The following is a 16,542-nucleotide window of genomic DNA, read 5'->3' as shown; positions in this document are numbered from 1 at the left end:
AGCGCATTTATACTGCCTTTTTAGCTTAATCTAATCAAATAATGAGAACGACAATCTATGTAGGGGCCATAAGCCCTTTCTTTTTTACGAGTGCCCACCTAAAATACTCGGCAAAAGGAGACTCAATGCAAACACAGCCCGCTAAACCCAATATGACTTTATTACTTATCTTAGCGTTACTCGTTATATTTTGCCCTATGGCAATCGATATTTACTTACCCGCTTTTCCAACTATTGCAGAACAATTTGCAGTAACAGAACAACAAGTACAGCAAACCGTTGCTATTTTTATGCTAACAGTGGGTTTAGGCCAGTTAATTGCGGGTCCTTTGGCTGATAAATTTGGCCGAAAACCAGTGGCTATAGTGGGTATAAGTTTATATGCAGGCTCAGCATTACTTGCCTATTACTCACCTTCTTTTGAAATATTGATGATTGCACGTGCGCTTCAAGGTTTTGGCGCTTGTGCCACATTTGTTGTTGCATTTGCGATAGTGCGTGACAAATATGGGAGCGAACGAAGTGGACAAATGATCACTTACCTTAACGGGATTGTGTGCTTTATTCCGGCAATGGCGCCTATTTTAGGGGCATGGCTTACCGTTCAATTTGGCTGGCGTATGAACTTTTTATTTTTAACCGCGTTTGCCATTTTGGGTCTTATTGTTACCCTATTCTTTTTTAGAGAAACTCGCCCTGCTGATAGCCATTACCAGGGTCATATTTTAGATTTACGTCGCTTTACACCGATTATTAAAACACCAATATTTTTGTTTAATAGTCTAATTTGTATGGTCGCCATGTCGGCTATATTAGTGTACGTAACGCTCGCACCAGGCTGGCTCATTACACATTTAGGCGGCACAGTAGCCGACTTTACTTTTTGGTTTACGCTAAATGCCGTAATAAGTATTGTCGCAAGTTTTATATTACCAACGTACATTAAACGAAATAGCCAACGTGCTTTGCGTGTCGGTGTGAGTATACTGGTTTTCTCAGGGTTATTAATGCTCGCGCTTAGCAGTATAGAAACGGCATTTGCGCTTATGTTACCTATTTTAATTGCAGCATTAGGCTTTGCTCTAAGTTTAGGCTCAGCTGCAGGTATGGCTCTGTCGAGTTTTCCTAAACAAGCAGGCACAGCCTCGGCATTACTTGGTGCTATGCAAATGAGTGGCGCGAGTATACTCGTTGTTTTAACCCAATATTTAGGGTTAAGTACACCGTGGTTAATTGCTTTTCATTTATTATTACTAGCTCCGCTTTGGTTTATTTTAATGAGTAAAAAAGCCCATACTTTGCATCCAACTAACAGCACTCAATGATCAACCCTGACTTTTTAGCTTCTTTTTTATTGGCTAGTTTTTTAATGGCAGTAGCACCTGGGCCATCAAATGCATTTTTGATGGCACAAACCTTTGCAAATGGTCGACGCGCTGGTATGAAAAGTGCCTTTGGTTTTGCATTAGGTGGCGTTGTTCATACTTTTTTTGCTGTTGTAGGCCTAAGCGCAGTCCTAAAAGCTTCCCCAAGTGCCTATGCCGCAGTGCAATATTCAGGCGCAGCATACTTATGTTATTTGGGGTTTATGATGATTAAAGGCACGCTAAAGCAGCCAGAGCCTATATCTGAGGGCAAGCAAACCGATAAACCGCATATAAGTACCAGTAAAAAAAGTAATGTCATGTTTCAAGCCATGATGACTGAAGTACTAAACCCTAAAGTAGCGTTATTTTTTATTGCATTTATTCCGCAATTTGTAGATCCAACGCTTTCATCAGCTACTTTCCAGCTCGCCTTTTTTGGTTTGCTTTACCCTATTTTTGCTTTTCCGATTGACTGCACGTATATTTATTTTGGCGACAAAATTGCACAGTTTTTTAGACGTAACCCAAATAGCCAACTTTGGATTGATAGGATCACCGGTATTGTTTTTATTGCCCTTGCTATCAATCTATTATTTTAACTAACCAAAACAGTGGTTAACTAATAAAAAGAATCAGCATGGAACAAAAAACACAATCTCTTCCCGCGCAAAAGAATATTGCATTAGTTGCACACGACGGTAAAAAAGCAGCATTAAAAATATGGTGTGAAAAGCACAAAGACATATTAAGCAAACACACTTTATATGGCACCGGTACTACGGGGCATTTAATCCAAAAAACTACAGGGCTTGATGTAGTCCAACTTTTAAGTGGCCCAATGGGCGGCGATCAGCAACTTGGCGCTAAAATAGCGGAGCATGAAATACATGTTTTGATATTTTTTTGGGACCCATTAGCTTCACAGCCTCATGATCCTGATGTTAAAGCACTGCTACGTTTAGCAGCTGTTTGGAATATTCCGGTGGCGTGTAATGAAGTAAGCGCCGATATGTTATTGAGCTCACCGCTTATGGACGTAGAGCTTGAACGTACATTGCCAGATTACGAAAAATACCTCGCAACCCGACAAATAGATCTTTAAATTTTTAAGCTACTTATAAAGCATGCTGGCCCATTTAGTCAGGCCAGCAGTTACACTACCAAAGTGATCTCCGTTAACCATTTTAATATCACCTAAATGTTCACTTAAAGCCGCTTTAATCAATGGTGATTGTGCACTACCACCTGTTAAGTAAATAACGTCTGGCGTAGTTGCAGCATCGCTAATAGCTTGTTTTGCTAAAGTCACTATTTGGCTAATACTACTCTCAACGGCAACACTTAAGTCGCTCACCGATACATTTTTATTCAGCCCATTATCTAAAAAGCTTAAATCACAATCAAATGTACTTGTAGATGAAAGTGCTATTTTAGCCGCTTCACCTTGTTGAACTAACTGATGGCCTTGCTTGTTTTGTTGTAAATGTATTAAACGCTTATAAAGCTCTGGCGCACTTACATCACGTAATTGTGCATTTAGCTCACGGGTATGGCTTTCACTATAAAATTGGCTTTGTAAGTTTACATCGTTAATTTTACACGCTTGCCAAAATGCTTGATTTGGTAATGGTAAACCCGACTTAAACGTACTGCCTAAACCCAGTAATGGCATTAAACCATGATAGCTCAATGCAATATCTAAATCGTTTCCGCCAACACGTTTACCACTGTGTGATAAAAAATCGCTATCGCGTTGACTACTTCCTCTAAAGCTCGGACCCATTTGTACAAACGAGCAGTCACTTGTACCACCACCAATATCAATAACGAGTACTTTTTGATCGTGTGTTAAATCACTCTCGTAATCGATACCCGCAGCAAGTGGCTCATATAAAAACTCTACGTCTTTAAAGCCTGCGCGTTTAGCTGCGCGTTCTAAAATACCTACCGCTTGTTGGTTTGATTGCTCGCCACCCACAGCCTGAAAGTTAACTGGGCGGCCAATCACTGTTTGTGTGAGGGTTTTACCTAGAGAGAGCTCAGCACGTTGCTTTATTTTTAGAATCATCGCTGTTGCGATATCTTCAAAAAAGTTGATTTGACCTTGTTTAAGGCCAGTTGCGCCAAAAAATGATTTAGGGGACTTAACAAAGTACCCTTCTTCAGGAAACTGTACGTACTCGCTAATTGCTTCACGGCCAATAAACAAGGTTTCATCTGAAGGTTGTAAATCAAGGTCTGATTTAATTCGAGGCAAGGTATTTAATAATGCTTGGCGCTGCGTTAAAAAATCACGCTCATGAGCTGTGCCATGTAAATGCTTAGCAACAAAGTCAACAACCAACGCGCTGTGATGAGTGTAAAGTGTAGATGGTAAGTAATGTTTTCCTTGCTCTAGCGGTACTAATTGAACATTACCCTCGCTCATTACACCCATAGCACAATTAGAACTACCGTAATCAAAACCTACAAACATACTTCACCACACATTACCAAAAAGGCCGCGCAATTTAGCACACTTTGTAAAAATTATAAATGCTATAAACTCTCTCTTACCCGTAAAAAACTAGCAAAACGCGGTAAACCATTTTTTGTTAAACCATGAAATCGATACGTGACAATACTTCCTATGGCTGGTGGGTTTTTACGTTCTTCATCACTAAACCCTGTACCAATAGAAAACACCTGCTCTTGTGCTGTTTTCACCCTTAATGCGCCTAACATACCTTGGTATTTACCCTTGCCTGGTAAGTGCGCAATCACAACTGCTTCCGCATCTAAATAAGGCTTTAATTTTAGTAAGGCATTGCTTCGCCCATCACTGTGTTTAGCGCTTGCTAAATGAAGCATTACGCCCTCGCCTCCCTGCTTAGTTATTTTTTTAAAGTAACCAGTGAGTTGCTCGTTATTAGTAAAACTGTATTGCGCCACAGCGCTAATGTGCGGCGAGTTTAGGCTAGTAATAAGCTCATTATAGTTTTTATAACGAGTGCTAAAAGGCAGATTTTCATCAGGCATATCAAATATTTTATAAGTAATAGTTTGCCAATCATGATTGTTAGGGATTTTAGTTCTGACTATGCCACTAAGCTCAGAAAAGTGCTGACGTTTGGTCCACAACTCACCATCAAGCCATACATTTGGCAATGGCGCTGTAAACCAAGTTGGTGCATTGATAATATTTCCTTTGCGAGTAACAAACTGCGTACCGGTCCATATGGCTCTTACACCATCATATTTCTCGCTGACTAAATACTTACTTACATCGTAATGTTTAGTTTCATCATATACTTTAGCTAATAAAACAGACGGCGGTGCTGCACTTATGCATTGCGTAAAAAGTACTACAGTAATAAAAAGTAGATGTTTGATAGTAAACATTAGCGCATCCAAGCAAGTCAAAGTTGGCTTAAACTATAGTTGAGATTGCACCCATTGCCAAAACTCATCTAAGTTGCTCATTTGATAGGTAGCTTGACTAAAGTCATGCCCTTGAGTATGACTATTGGCAATGGCTACAACACGCAATAAGGCGTTATTGGCAGCCGTAACGCCGGTAAATGTATCCTCAACAGCAATTGCATTGCCTGCCTGTATATTTATCTGCTTAAGTGCCAATAAATATGGGTCTCCTGCAGGTTTAGGATTAGTTACATCGTCTTTTGTCACAACTGCGTCAAACAGCTCATAAAATCCTAAACCTTTAAGTATTGGCATGGCTTCACTTTTAGCACTGCCTGTTACTAGCGCCATTTTTAAGCCACTCGCCTTTACAGCTTTCAACGTTTGCTCTGTAAATGGCATCAGGGGCGGTAAATGTGTTATTACAAATTCGCCAAACAAACGGTATTTTTCATCCGCTAAAAACTGTGCGCTTACTGATAAGTTATGCTCTTGCTTAATCTCTATTGCAGCTTCTAAAGTGGGTCGTCCTGAAAAGCGCTGACAAAAATCATTTTCTAAATAACTAACACCATAAGGCTTAAGTAGTTTACTCCAACATACAAAGTGCATGCTTTCTGAATCAACTAATGTGCCATCCATATCAAATAATACTGCCTGTAATGTCATCCTCACTCCTTATACCAATCTGCTTATATATGGGGTCTATTTAACTCGTTAAATTGATCAAAGATTTATGCAGGTTGGTATTATTTAACCTAAGCTAAATTTTGACAATAAAAAAGGCGCCTAAGCGCCTTTATTAATACTATTACTGAGTCAAACCTGCTGGTGGCTCACCCGTTGCTTCTTCACCTGTTTCAACATCAACAAGCTCATAACCACGTGTTTTACGCATAACTTTAAGTACTGGTTTTTCAAATGCTGTTTTTAAACGATCTGAGTCATCTTTCAACTCATCAAGTGTTGTACCAAAAGGGGCTGCGCCTGTTTCTGACCAGTTAGTCACTTTACCGTTCAGGTTATATTCTACTTCGTGTATTTGATATTGTGCTGCTTCGTCTTTCGTTGCTTCACAAAAAATTACACGGTAATTCCAAAATCCAGCCATTTTCTTATCTCTTTAAATTAATTAACGCTACTTTACCAGCTTTATAAAAACATAAAAGCCTGCACAAGGCAGGCTTTCAAAATTAATACAATTTAGGTTAACGTTTAGAAAAAGTTAACTTTAAATTCAGCACCAACATAGCGTTCTTCATTAACAATACCCGTATTGTTATTAAAGTCTACTGCACCAATAACTTGTTGCTCATCAAATAAGTTACGAACAAATGCGGCTACTTCGTATTCGTAATCGCCTTCAGACCATGTGTAACCTGTACGCAAACCTGTTTCAATAAGCTCTTTACCTTCAAACTCTACTGATTCGTAAAGGAACATATTGATTTTACTACGGTAAGAAATATCACCGCTAGCAAAGAAGTTACCATCGGCAAGTTCTTTAGTGTAGCGAAGCGTAAAGTTAGAGATCCACTCAGGTGCATGCGGTAAGCTATTGCCGTCAAGCACAGCAAGTCCTGAACCATTAATTGGGTCAGTTACAGTACACTGTGCACAAACAGCCACAGCTAAGTTTTTATCTTTAATTTCAGTTTTGTTATAACTTAAATTAAATGTCGCATTAAACTCATCGCTTAATACCCACTGCGTATCTAACTCAAAACCATAGCCAGTCGTTTTATCAGCATTAACTAAACGGTTAAAGTTAGCACCACCACCTACAGCAGTAAGTTGCTGGTCATCCATTGTGTAGTAAAATACCGTAGCGTTAACACGGCCTTGGCCGTCTAGCACGTCTGATTTAATACCTGTTTCGTACGATGTTACCGTTTCTGACTCAGCTGTAGTTACCTCATCACCAAACAAAATACGGCCTTGTAAACTCGGAGCGCGGAAGCTATTTGCTACACGACCATACCAGTTAACATCATCGTTTACTTTATAATTTGCAGATAAGTCCCAGCTAACATGGTCGTCACTAACATCACGCTCTACTAGTAATGCACCACCGCCAATTGGGCTAAGTGTACGGTCTGCTACAAAATCTTTATCATCGTCAGAATAGCGAAGGCCGGCTGTTACTTTTAAATCATCTGAAAAAGTATAATCTACAGAACCAAATACAGCCCAAGCAGTTGTATCTTGTTGTTGACGTACAAAACCATTTAAAACACCAGCATCGGGGGTTGAGAATGTATCGTAGCTGTAGTTTTCAATAGTTAGCTCTTCATCGAAGTAAAAAACACCTACTTGATAATTTAAATCGCCATCAAAGTTACTAGATAAGCGTAGTTCTTGCGTCAACTGGTCGTGATCTGGAATGCCATCAGCACTTTCTGAAGAGAAAGGGATAAAACCAGGCCCCATATCATCTGTGTATGAAGCGCCGTAACCACCATCGATGTCAGCACGCGAATATATTTCAGCACTTTCCCATGCAGAAATTGAAGTGATTGTGTGGTTTTTAAGTTCCCACTCAAGCTTTAAGCTTGCACCTTCAGATTCTACTTGTTGAGTAGAGCGAGATGCCGCATCTTGATAAACAACATCACTTTCGTAGTTGTCTACTAGCTCATTAGTACCTGCTTTAATTACGTTTGCACGAAAAGCAATTGGCGAGCCATCTAAGTCACGTGTGTGATAGTTTAATAAAGCAGTAAAATCATCGCCTTCATATAAAAACTGAACGCGTGCCGCTTTTTCAGTGTAACCACCTTGCTCGTCTTTAGCTTCAAAGCCTGGAGCTTGGTTATCAATGTAATCGTCTTTGTCTTGCCATAATAATGAAACACGAGCAGATAAACGGTCAGTTAAAGCACCACCTACAGCACCACTTGTGTCTACAGCGCCACGGCTACCGTATGAAACAGAGCCATAACCATCAAATTCTTGGCTTGGTTTAACAGAGTCAAACTTAACAAGTCCAGCTGGCGTATTACGCCCAAATAAAGTTCCCTGTGGTCCACGTAATACTTCTACGCGTTCAACATCAAATACTGGGAAGCCTTTTAAAATTGCATTTTCTTGAACTACTTCATCAACAACAAGCGATACTGGTTGTGATGCATTCAAATCGAAATCGGTATTACCTAAACCACGAACGTAAAAGCGTGGGAATGAACGACCAAATGAAGATTCAATAGATAAACTTGGAATTTTCGCATTTAAAAAACGAATGTCCATACCAGCTGAGCTATACGCATCAAGGTTATCACCTTGAAGTGCAGAGACAGCTACAGGTACTTCTTGAGCGTTTTCTACACGTTTACGAGCTGTTACTTGAATAACTTCTAGTTGATTACTTTTTTTAGCTGTTTTTTCTTCAGCAGCTAAAGAAGAAAATGAAGTACCTGCTACTGCAGAGAACAACGTTGCATTGATTAGGGTAGCTAACGTAGATCTTTTCATTGCTTTCATGTTGGGTTTAACCTTTTTTGTGCACTCTTGTTCAACGGTTTTTTGTGTTGCGCAATGTATTCATTGCGGGCTCGTTCAATTTTTCGCGACTTGCGTCATGCGCGCGGACCTTATTACCGAGAGTACAAAAACGATGTTATAAGGCTGAACGAACGATGAAGATTATACCATTGTGTGACAATTTTACTGCATAAATACAGACATAATCAGAAACTTTTTTGCAACATTTAACTACAAAACCACGTGTTTTTACCACTATTTAGATGCAAAACCCCAGTAATGCGGACATATGTCCTTTATTGAATTTAATAAAATGGAGTAGGAAGAAGGGATTGTTTTACATGTTAACCTAAAATAGAAACACCTACTTTTTTATAAAAAGTCGCCCGCGAGCGACTTCCAATAATGACTGTATTTGGATTATGGGCGCTTAATTGCAATTTCACCGTCGATATGAATATCACGCTGCGGGAAAGCAATAACAACATCATGCTCTTCAAATACAGCGTAAATATTAAATCGAATATCACTGCGCACTTTTCTAAGCATGGTTTCTGACTCGGCGCACACCCAAAAAACAGCATTAAATACCAGTGAGCTATCTGCAAAGTCATCAAACAACACCGACGACTTTGGATTAGCCAAAATAGCCTCATGGTCATCAAGTACTTGCTGAATTAACTTTTTAACCAGCAGCACGTCTGATCCGTATGCAACGCCTACACTTACCGATGATCGTGCATTACCATCAATCAGTGTCCAATTTGTTACTGTATTCTCCAATAACTGACTATTTGGGATAAGCATATGAACCCCATCGTTACGGCGAATACGTGTAGAGCGTGTATTAATCGTCTCTACCACGCCTTTTGCATTGCCCACTTCTAAAAAGTCGCCAATACGTATTGGTCTCTCCCACATTAATATCCAGCCACTAATGAAGTTATTAATTATATTTTGCGCACCAAAGCCTACGCCAATAGCTATCGCACCTGATACAAAAGCAAATGCAGTCAGCGGTATGCTTAATACCTCTAAGGATGTAAAAATTAAAATTGCGATACTTAAAATAAAGTAGATACGTGTGAATAAATGCACGGCATCTTGGCTTAATTTTTTTGCCAATAATGTTTTTGTTATTAGCTTGCCAATACGCGTAACAAGAAACCAAATAGCGAATAGTATTAAAGGCACTTGAATAATTTTTGCTACGGTAATGTGTACATCGCTGTAACTAAATACAACAAAGGCAAGAATTTGGTTTATGTGTTCTAAGGTCATTTATTTTCCAAAACAAGCAAAGGAGCGCTTTAAATTTAAATCACTGTAAAGTAAAAGCGGTTCAGTGTTGGGTAAGTTTAGCAGTCATAATATAACTAAAACACCAAGTTAATAAGTTCAAAATGCTTTTTATGAACAATTTATTAACTCTTTATTGCACCGAGTGCTATATAAATAGTGTACAAGCACTGGAGATCACTATGTCACAACTAACTTTAAATCAAAGGCTGGCAACTTTGCAGCCACAGGTAGACTTACATTTATTTGAGAGCAGCCTAGATTATCGAAATAAAATTTTGTGCCTTCTTGCAGAGCAAGAGCAAACACTGGCATCTATTAACAAAGAGTTTGGCCAACAACAACCAAGCAGTTTTGGCTCTGAGAGAAAATTTGTACTTGGATATAACTAGGCAATTATGAATCTACGACCTATATAAGTAGCTCAGGTGTTTACTTTTAGAGCTACTTTTACCTCCCTTAAAGCTAAATATTAGCTAATTTGCGTTCAAATCCCGCTTAATACCGATAAACTTTATTGTATAAACCCCAAAATTTGATAAGTTAACTAGGTTTTTCGACTCGCAAAGCCTATTCCGGCTAATCTTTCTATGGAGTTATTATGCGTAAAACCCTGATCGCCACTACTATTGCTAGTGCTTTAATATTATCTGCCTGTTCATCTAACGATACACAAAACATGGCAAAAGAAGGCGCAGCACAAGTGCAAGACATGAACGCAAACAATGTTTTATTTAAGCCTAGCCCATTGCAATATATGGCACCAGAATTTGATAAGTTTGGTACAAAAGATTACGAAGCTGCATTTGATGCAGGTATCGCTCAGCACACAGCACAAGTACAAGCGATTGCTAACAACCCTGCTCCTGCTACATTTGAAAACACATTAGTTAAAATGGAGTTGTCAGGTGAGCTATTAAATCGCGTATCGGCTGCTTTTTATAACTTATCTGGTTTAATTTCAGATGCTGAATACCAGCGTATTGATGAAAAAATGGCGCCTGTATTATCTGCTCACTCAGATGATATTTACCTAAATGGTGCTTTATTCAAACGTGTACAAACAATTTACGACAACCAAGATAAATTAAACGCAGAAGACAAACGCCTAGTTGATTTTTACTACAAGCAGTTTGTAAAAGCAGGTGCTAAATTAAACGACGCTGAAAAAGCTAAAATGCGTGAAATTAACTCAGAGCTAGCTCAGCTATCTACTGCGTTTTCACAAAACATTTTAAAATCGTTTAAAGAAGACGTTATTGTAGTTACAGATAAAAGTGAATTAGCGGGTCTTTCTGAAGGTGAAATTGCAGGCCTTGCAGCTTCGGCTAAAAAAGCGGGCAAAGACGGCTACATGATCACTTTGGTAAATACAACGCAACAACCAATTTTATCAAGCCTTGAAAACCGTGACCTACGTGAGCGTATTTTTAAAGCCTCTGCAAACCGTGCAGCAAAAACTAACGGCCCTATCATTATTAAAGAAACCAACCTACGCGCTCAAAAAGCAGAGCTTTTAGGCTACAAAGATTGGGCTTCTTATGTAATGACGTCGCGTATGGCACAAACAACTGAAAACGTTTACGGCATCCTTGATGACCTAGCACCAAAAGCAGTTGAAAAAGCTAAAATTGAAGCTGCAGCAATTCAAAAAGTGATTAACGATTCAGGCGAGAGCTTTGAGCTTAAACCGTGGGATTGGACTTTTTATGCTGAAAAAGTACGTGCAGAAAAGTACAACTTAGATCCAGCATTAGTTAAACCATACTTTGAAATGCAATCGGTTATTCACGACGGTCTATTCTTCGCGATGAACAAACTTTACGGTATTACGTTTAAAGAACGTAAAGACCTACCTGTTTATCATGAAGATGTAACAGCGTACGAAGTATTTAACGCTGATGGCAGTGCTATTGGTTTATTTTACTTAGACCCATACGCACGTGAAGGTAAACGTGGCGGTGCATGGATGAGTGCATACGTAAGTCAAAGCGGCTTAAAAGGTACTAAACCGGTTATTTACAACGCGTTAAATATTCCAAAGCCAGCTGCAGGCGAGCCTACATTATTAACATTTGACGAAGTGTCTACAATGTTCCATGAATTTGGTCATGCTGCTCACGGTTTATTCTCAGATGTTAAATACCCAAGTCTAGCGGGTACTGCAACGGCGCGTGACTTTGTTGAATTTCCGTCGCAAGCAAATGAAGACTGGATGATTGAACCAACAGTACTTGCTAACTACGCTAAGCACTACAAAACAGGTGAGCCAATTCCACAAGCTTTACTTGATAAAGTACTAGAATCGCAAAAATTCAACCAAGGTTACGGCACTACTGAATATTTAGCCGCTGCACTACTTGATATGGAATGGCATTCATTTGGCTCTGATAAAAAGATTACTGACGTTCAAAAATTTGAGCAAGACGCGTTAGAAAAACACGGCATTGCTTATTACCCTGTACCACCGCGTTACAAATCAAACTTCTTTAGCCACACATTTGCTGGTGGTTATTCAGCAGGTTACTACGCATACCTTTGGACTGAAGTGTTTGCAGCAGATGCCTTTGCACATATGGAAAATAACGGCGGCTTAACACGTAAAAATGGTGATAAGTTCCGTAAAGAAATCCTATCAAAAGGTAACAGCCGCGACTTAATGCAAAGCTACATTGAGTTTAGAGGTCAAAAACCAACAACCGACGCATTACTTAAGCGCCGTGGTTTGGTTGAATAATTAATAACTTAGTTGAGTAATTAGTAACGTAGTTCATTAATTTTAGACTTTATAAAAGCCCGCTTGCGGGCTTTTATTGTTTATACATCAATTTATAACAGATAAACTGCTGCCATTAATTATTTAAAGACGACAGCTATGCGGTACTTATTTGCAGTAACTTTACTTTGGGCATTTTCATTTAGTTTAATTGGCGTGTATTTAGCCGGCCAAGTTGATGCATGGTTTAGTGTGTTAATTCGCATAGCACTAGCCACTCTGGTATTTTTACCATTTTTAAAACTTAAAACAACGCCTAAACCTTTAGCCTTAAAGCTTATGCTGATTGGCGCTGTACAGCTTGGTATTATGTACAGCTTTTATTACCACTCATTTTTATTTTTAACCGTACCCGAAGTACTGCTATTTACAGTAATGACCCCTATTTACATCACTTTATTAAACGATGCATTGAATAAACAGTTTAACCCACGCTTTTTTATAGTCGCGCTTATTGCCGTAATCGGTGCAATTACCATTCGTTTCGAAAACCTAAATAACAACTTCATAATCGGATTATTGCTTGTTCAAGGTGCTAATATCAGTTTTGCTGTAGGTCAAGTGACCTATAAACGCTTAATGATGAACAATCAGCTTGATGATAAAACCGTATTTGGATGGTTTTTTATAGGCGCACTTATTATTGCCACAATTTGTTATGCATTATTTGGTAATTCAAACAAATTACCAAGCACTTCTACTCAGTGGGGAATACTGATTTATTTAGGAGTTGTTGCATCGGGCCTTGGTTACTTTATGTGGAATAAAGGCGCAACACTCGTCAACGTTGGAGCTTTAGCCGTAATGAATAACTTACTAATCCCAGCTGGTATTATAGTTAATGTCCTTATATGGAATAGAGACGCTGACATTGTTAGGCTAAGTATTGGAGCAGCTATAATGTTAGGTGCATTAATAGTGAATCAAATTATTAATAAAAAAGTAAATTAATAAGCTTGTAGCTAAATTGTCATTAATAATCATTAAGGTAGTACAAATTTTACTTTTTAAGGATAAATAATGAAGCGTATTACCTTACTTACAAGCTGTATATTGTTAGCCACACTTGCAGGCTGCGATGACGATGTAAAAATAGTAGAAAAAGAAGTGGTTGTTACCAACACCGAAGTTGAGGTTGTTGAAGTTCCTACGCCTGTTATTGTAGAAGTACCGAATGGTAACGCTCCAGATATTCAACTAGGTACTCGTCCGTATTATTTAGTCAATGATATGAGCGACAGCGCTTTAAAAACACAATTAGAGTCGTGCAAAGAAGGACCCTTTTACCGCACTGACTTTTCAATTGGTCATCGCGGTGCATCAATGCAATATCCTGAACACACTAAAGAAGCATACATTGCAGCAGCTAGAATGGGCGCAGGTATTGTTGAATGCGATGTTACTTTTACAAACGATAAAGAACTTGTATGCCGCCACTCTCAATGTGACTTACATACCACAACCAATATTTTGGCCATGCCAGAACTTGCAGCCAAATGTAGCGTCCCTTTTACACCCGCAGACGCCGCTAATGGCATTGCAGCTTCAGCTAAATGCTGTACCAGTGATATAAGCTTAGCGGAGTTTTTAACCCTTGAAGGTAAAATGGATGGTGCAAACACAAATGCCACTACCGTTGCTGATTACATGGATGGTACACCCAATTGGCGCACTGACTTATATGCGGCCCAAGGTACATTAATGACTCATAAACAAAGTATTGCATTGTTTAATGAGATGGGCGTAAAAATGACACCAGAACTTAAATCGCCGCAAGTAAGTATGCCATTTAATGGAATGACCCAAGAGCAATATGCACAAAAAATGCTAGACGAATATACACAAATGGGTGTGCCAGCCTCGCGAGTTTATCCACAATCGTTTAATCTTGATGACGTAAAATACTGGATAAACACCAATCCTGATTTTGCAGATAAAAGCGTATACTTAGATGGTCGCGACAGTGATGCCGGATTTGATCCAAGTAACCCGCAAACATGGCAACCGAGTATGGATGAACTTGTTGCCGATGGTGTTAAAATTTTAGCGCCTCCTATTTGGATGATGCTAACAATAGACAGCGAAAGTAATATTGTGCCATCGCAATACGCAATTGACGCAAAAGCAGCAGGTTTAGAGCTTATTGCATGGAGCCTTGAGCGCTCAGGTCCGCTTAATGAAGGTGGTGGTTATTACTATCAATCAATTGCTGATGTTATAGATAACGATGGCGACATGATGACGGTCGTTGATGTACTCGCAAAGGACGTGGGTGTAATGGCTATATTTTCAGATTGGCCGGCTACCGTAAGTTATTACGCTAGTTGTAATAAAATGCCTGCAAGTATTTAAATACTCGACAACAAAAGTCGTTTATTTTATCGCGCTCAGTTACCATATCATTATATATAATTTTATTTAACTGGGCGCTTTTATGATAATTCAACAACATAATGCAGACTTGCCAACACCTACAGGCCTAATGCGAACCACTGTTTACCGTCCTCAAGCACAAGGGCAATTCCCTGCTGTTATTTTTTATTCTGAGATTTTTCAGCAAACCGCCCCAATTGCACGCAGCGCGGCTATTTTAGCAAGCCATGGCTTTGTAGTATTAGTGCCTGAAGTGTTTCACGAGTTAAATCCTATAGGCACTGTGCTTGCTTACGATGATGCAGGTAAAGATAAAGGCAATGCCGATAAGTGGGCAAAGCCACTTGAACATCATGATAGTGACACGCAAGCCATGATCGATTTTATAAAACAACAAAGCTATTGCACAGGTACAGTAGGCGCAATGGGCGTATGTATTGGTGGGCATTTAGCTTATAGAGCAGCACTAAACCCTGAAGTTAATGCGGCATTTTGTTTATACGCGACTGATATACACAGCAATACATTACCAGCACAAGCTGGCAATAACTCATTTGAGCGCATGGCTGACATACAAGGCGAAATTCACTTTATATGGGGCAAACAAGACCCGCACGTACCGCAAAAAGGTCGTACTAAAATTTATCAGCAATGTGTAGCTACGGGGATAAATTACCAATGGCAAGAAGTTAATGCCCAACATGCTTTTATGCGCGATGAAGGCGAGCGATACGATGCAGCCCTTGCCATTAATATGTACCAACAAGCGGTCGCGCTATTTAGCCGGACTTTATAAAAGCATTATATTATTAAGTGCTTTTCAGCATACCCAAGGCGGTATGCTGTTTTACAAAATAAGCTTTTAAGTAATCAATAAACAATCGTAATTTTTTAGAACCCGCAGCCCCTGGGGGAAATACCCCGTAAAGCTCAATGTCTTTACTTTTATAATCATCTAATATTATTTCAAGCAGCCCAGCTTGTACTTTAGGCCACGCATCGTAAAGCGGAATACGCCCAATACCATGCCCGGCTTCAACAAACGCCGTACGTGCAGCTGCATTATTAGTGCTTAAACCGCCTTGCATTGTAACATCGTATTTTTTGCCATCTTTTGAAAGCGTTAACGTTTTACTTCCTAGCTGATAAACCACCCATTGATGCTCTGCTAATTCTAAAGGCGTTTTAGGTTTGCCAAAATGGGTAAAGTAATCCGGCGCGCCACAAATACAGGTGCTCATTGTAGTCAGCTTAGTTGCTTGCAAATTAGAGTCGCTCAGTGCAACCCCACGGATCGCAAAATCAAATCCATTTTTAATAATATCAACCACATCATCTGTAAGTTGTAAGTCTATTTGAATTTTAGGGTATTGGCGCTTAAAGGTATTTATTGCAGGTACAATTAGCTGCATACCCACATTTACGGGGCAACTAATTTTAAGTAACCCTTGCGGCTCACTTTTTATATTTTCTATTTGTTGATTAGCGGCATTAGCTTGTTCGGTAATTATTCTACAGCGCTCATAGTAAGCAATACCCGCCTCAGTAAGCGCCATGGTGCGCGTTGAGCGATTTAGTAAAGTTACTTCAAGCTGAGTTTCTAACTTTTTTAAATGATAGCTTGCTACGGCTCGCGTAAGTCCTAGCTGTTTAGCCGCGGCAGTTAAACTGCCCTGCTCTACTATTTGGGCAAATACCACCATGCTTTTTAACTGCTCAAATGACACCTTCATACGTGCTCCGTAACGTATTTTAAATTCAACCTTTTCATTGTATCAATTGTTGAACCAATAAAGTTAAATTTATCATCGTTGTTTAAACCGCTGTTAGTGCATATAGTAATTG

15 protein-coding genes are annotated in these 16,542 nt (G+C 39.3%); 8 read left to right on the top strand and 7 right to left on the bottom strand.

From position 1 onward, the window contains the following. The first annotated feature begins 125 nt into the window (after positions 1–125). From GQR55_RS06740 to GQR55_RS06730, 3 genes are read left to right on the top strand one after another with little or no spacing between them, the layout of a single operon-like run. Entirely contained in the window at positions 126–1,325 is a 1,200-nt protein-coding gene (locus GQR55_RS06740; protein WP_166419972.1) for a multidrug effflux MFS transporter, read from the top strand. After that, the gene (locus tag GQR55_RS06735) at positions 1,322–1,966 is read left to right on the top strand and encodes a LysE family translocator (protein ID WP_166419971.1); all 645 of its coding nucleotides are present in this window, start codon (positions 1,322–1,324) and stop codon (positions 1,964–1,966) included. The genes GQR55_RS06740 and GQR55_RS06735 overlap by 4 nt, the downstream gene beginning before the upstream one ends. Before the next feature lie 38 nt (positions 1,967–2,004). After that, positions 2,005–2,469: a methylglyoxal synthase gene (locus GQR55_RS06730; RefSeq protein WP_166419970.1), complete on the top strand. Its 465-nt coding sequence runs from the start codon at positions 2,005–2,007 to the stop codon at positions 2,467–2,469. A gap of 9 nt (positions 2,470–2,478) precedes the next feature. On the opposite strand, the gene yegD is transcribed toward GQR55_RS06730, so the two are convergent. The 6 genes from yegD to GQR55_RS06700 all read right to left on the bottom strand — a co-directional run bounded on the left by yegD (position 2,479) and on the right by GQR55_RS06700 (position 9,530). Continuing rightward, positions 2,479–3,843 carry a molecular chaperone gene (yegD, locus tag GQR55_RS06725; RefSeq protein WP_166419969.1) on the bottom strand — a complete coding sequence of 455 codons (1,365 nt, stop codon included), beginning with the start codon at positions 3,841–3,843 and terminating at the stop codon, positions 2,479–2,481. Between the two features lie 62 nt (positions 3,844–3,905). Then, positions 3,906–4,748, bottom strand: coding sequence for a DNA ligase (locus GQR55_RS06720; protein ID WP_166419968.1), 843 nt, complete (start codon positions 4,746–4,748; stop codon positions 3,906–3,908). A gap of 33 nt (positions 4,749–4,781) precedes the next feature. Further along, positions 4,782–5,438, bottom strand: coding sequence for an HAD family phosphatase (locus tag GQR55_RS06715; RefSeq protein WP_166419967.1), 657 nt, complete (start codon positions 5,436–5,438; stop codon positions 4,782–4,784). Positions 5,439–5,580: 142 nt separating this feature from the next. Then, positions 5,581–5,880 carry a hypothetical protein gene (locus GQR55_RS06710; RefSeq protein ID WP_101217785.1) on the bottom strand — a complete coding sequence of 100 codons (300 nt, stop codon included), beginning with the start codon at positions 5,878–5,880 and terminating at the stop codon, positions 5,581–5,583. Positions 5,881–5,984: 104 nt separating this feature from the next. Continuing rightward, entirely contained in the window at positions 5,985–8,249 is a 2,265-nt protein-coding gene (locus tag GQR55_RS06705; protein ID WP_165740498.1) for a TonB-dependent receptor, read from the bottom strand. Positions 8,250–8,669: 420 nt separating this feature from the next. Next, positions 8,670–9,530: a mechanosensitive ion channel domain-containing protein gene (locus tag GQR55_RS06700; protein ID WP_166419966.1), complete on the bottom strand. Its 861-nt coding sequence runs from the start codon at positions 9,528–9,530 to the stop codon at positions 8,670–8,672. 200 nt (positions 9,531–9,730) lie between these two features. On the opposite strand from GQR55_RS06700, the gene GQR55_RS06695 reads away from it, so the two are divergent. From GQR55_RS06695 to GQR55_RS06675, 5 genes are all read left to right on the top strand, one after another. Next, positions 9,731–9,940, top strand: coding sequence for a hypothetical protein (locus GQR55_RS06695; protein WP_165740494.1), 210 nt, complete (start codon positions 9,731–9,733; stop codon positions 9,938–9,940). Positions 9,941–10,149: 209 nt separating this feature from the next. Then, positions 10,150–12,285, top strand: a complete 2,136-nt coding sequence (locus GQR55_RS06690) for a M3 family metallopeptidase (protein ID WP_166419965.1) — start codon at positions 10,150–10,152, stop codon at positions 12,283–12,285. Positions 12,286–12,423: 138 nt separating this feature from the next. Next, positions 12,424–13,275 (top strand): carboxylate/amino acid/amine transporter, encoded by an 852-nt coding sequence (locus tag GQR55_RS06685; RefSeq protein WP_166419964.1) that lies wholly within the window; start codon positions 12,424–12,426, stop codon positions 13,273–13,275. 69 nt (positions 13,276–13,344) lie between these two features. Next, the gene (locus GQR55_RS06680; protein WP_165742027.1) at positions 13,345–14,676 is read left to right on the top strand and encodes a glycerophosphodiester phosphodiesterase family protein; all 1,332 of its coding nucleotides are present in this window, start codon (positions 13,345–13,347) and stop codon (positions 14,674–14,676) included. 82 nt (positions 14,677–14,758) lie between these two features. Beyond that, entirely contained in the window at positions 14,759–15,493 is a 735-nt protein-coding gene (locus tag GQR55_RS06675) for a dienelactone hydrolase family protein (protein ID WP_166419963.1), read from the top strand. A gap of 13 nt (positions 15,494–15,506) precedes the next feature. Here GQR55_RS06675 and GQR55_RS06670 read toward each other — a convergent pair whose 3' ends face one another. Continuing rightward, entirely contained in the window at positions 15,507–16,430 is a 924-nt protein-coding gene (locus GQR55_RS06670) for a LysR family transcriptional regulator (RefSeq protein WP_166419962.1), read from the bottom strand. Positions 16,431–16,542: the final 112 nt, after the last annotated feature.

The sequence above is a fragment of the Pseudoalteromonas sp. Z1A8 genome, assembly GCF_011378855.1.
GTDB lineage: Bacteria > Pseudomonadota > Gammaproteobacteria > Enterobacterales > Alteromonadaceae > Pseudoalteromonas.
Note: the sequence above shows the minus strand (reverse complement) of the source record. Positions and strands in the feature narration are given on the sequence as shown.

Coding starts and splice junctions, on each gene's coding strand:
- GQR55_RS06740 (WP_166419972.1), top strand. CDS start 126: ATGCAAACACAGCCCGCTAAACCCAATATGACTTTATTACTTATCTTA.
- GQR55_RS06735 (WP_166419971.1), top strand. CDS start 1,322: ATGATCAACCCTGACTTTTTAGCTTCTTTTTTATTGGCTAGTTTTTTA.
- GQR55_RS06730 (WP_166419970.1), top strand. CDS start 2,005: ATGGAACAAAAAACACAATCTCTTCCCGCGCAAAAGAATATTGCATTA.
- yegD (WP_166419969.1), bottom strand. CDS start 3,843: ATGTTTGTAGGTTTTGATTACGGTAGTTCTAATTGTGCTATGGGTGTA.
- GQR55_RS06720 (WP_166419968.1), bottom strand. CDS start 4,748: ATGTTTACTATCAAACATCTACTTTTTATTACTGTAGTACTTTTTACG.
- GQR55_RS06715 (WP_166419967.1), bottom strand. CDS start 5,438: ATGACATTACAGGCAGTATTATTTGATATGGATGGCACATTAGTTGAT.
- GQR55_RS06710 (WP_101217785.1), bottom strand. CDS start 5,880: ATGGCTGGATTTTGGAATTACCGTGTAATTTTTTGTGAAGCAACGAAA.
- GQR55_RS06705 (WP_165740498.1), bottom strand. CDS start 8,249: ATGAAAGCAATGAAAAGATCTACGTTAGCTACCCTAATCAATGCAACG.
- GQR55_RS06700 (WP_166419966.1), bottom strand. CDS start 9,530: ATGACCTTAGAACACATAAACCAAATTCTTGCCTTTGTTGTATTTAGT.
- GQR55_RS06695 (WP_165740494.1), top strand. CDS start 9,731: ATGTCACAACTAACTTTAAATCAAAGGCTGGCAACTTTGCAGCCACAG.
- GQR55_RS06690 (WP_166419965.1), top strand. CDS start 10,150: ATGCGTAAAACCCTGATCGCCACTACTATTGCTAGTGCTTTAATATTA.
- GQR55_RS06685 (WP_166419964.1), top strand. CDS start 12,424: ATGCGGTACTTATTTGCAGTAACTTTACTTTGGGCATTTTCATTTAGT.
- GQR55_RS06680 (WP_165742027.1), top strand. CDS start 13,345: ATGAAGCGTATTACCTTACTTACAAGCTGTATATTGTTAGCCACACTT.
- GQR55_RS06675 (WP_166419963.1), top strand. CDS start 14,759: ATGATAATTCAACAACATAATGCAGACTTGCCAACACCTACAGGCCTA.
- GQR55_RS06670 (WP_166419962.1), bottom strand. CDS start 16,430: ATGAAGGTGTCATTTGAGCAGTTAAAAAGCATGGTGGTATTTGCCCAA.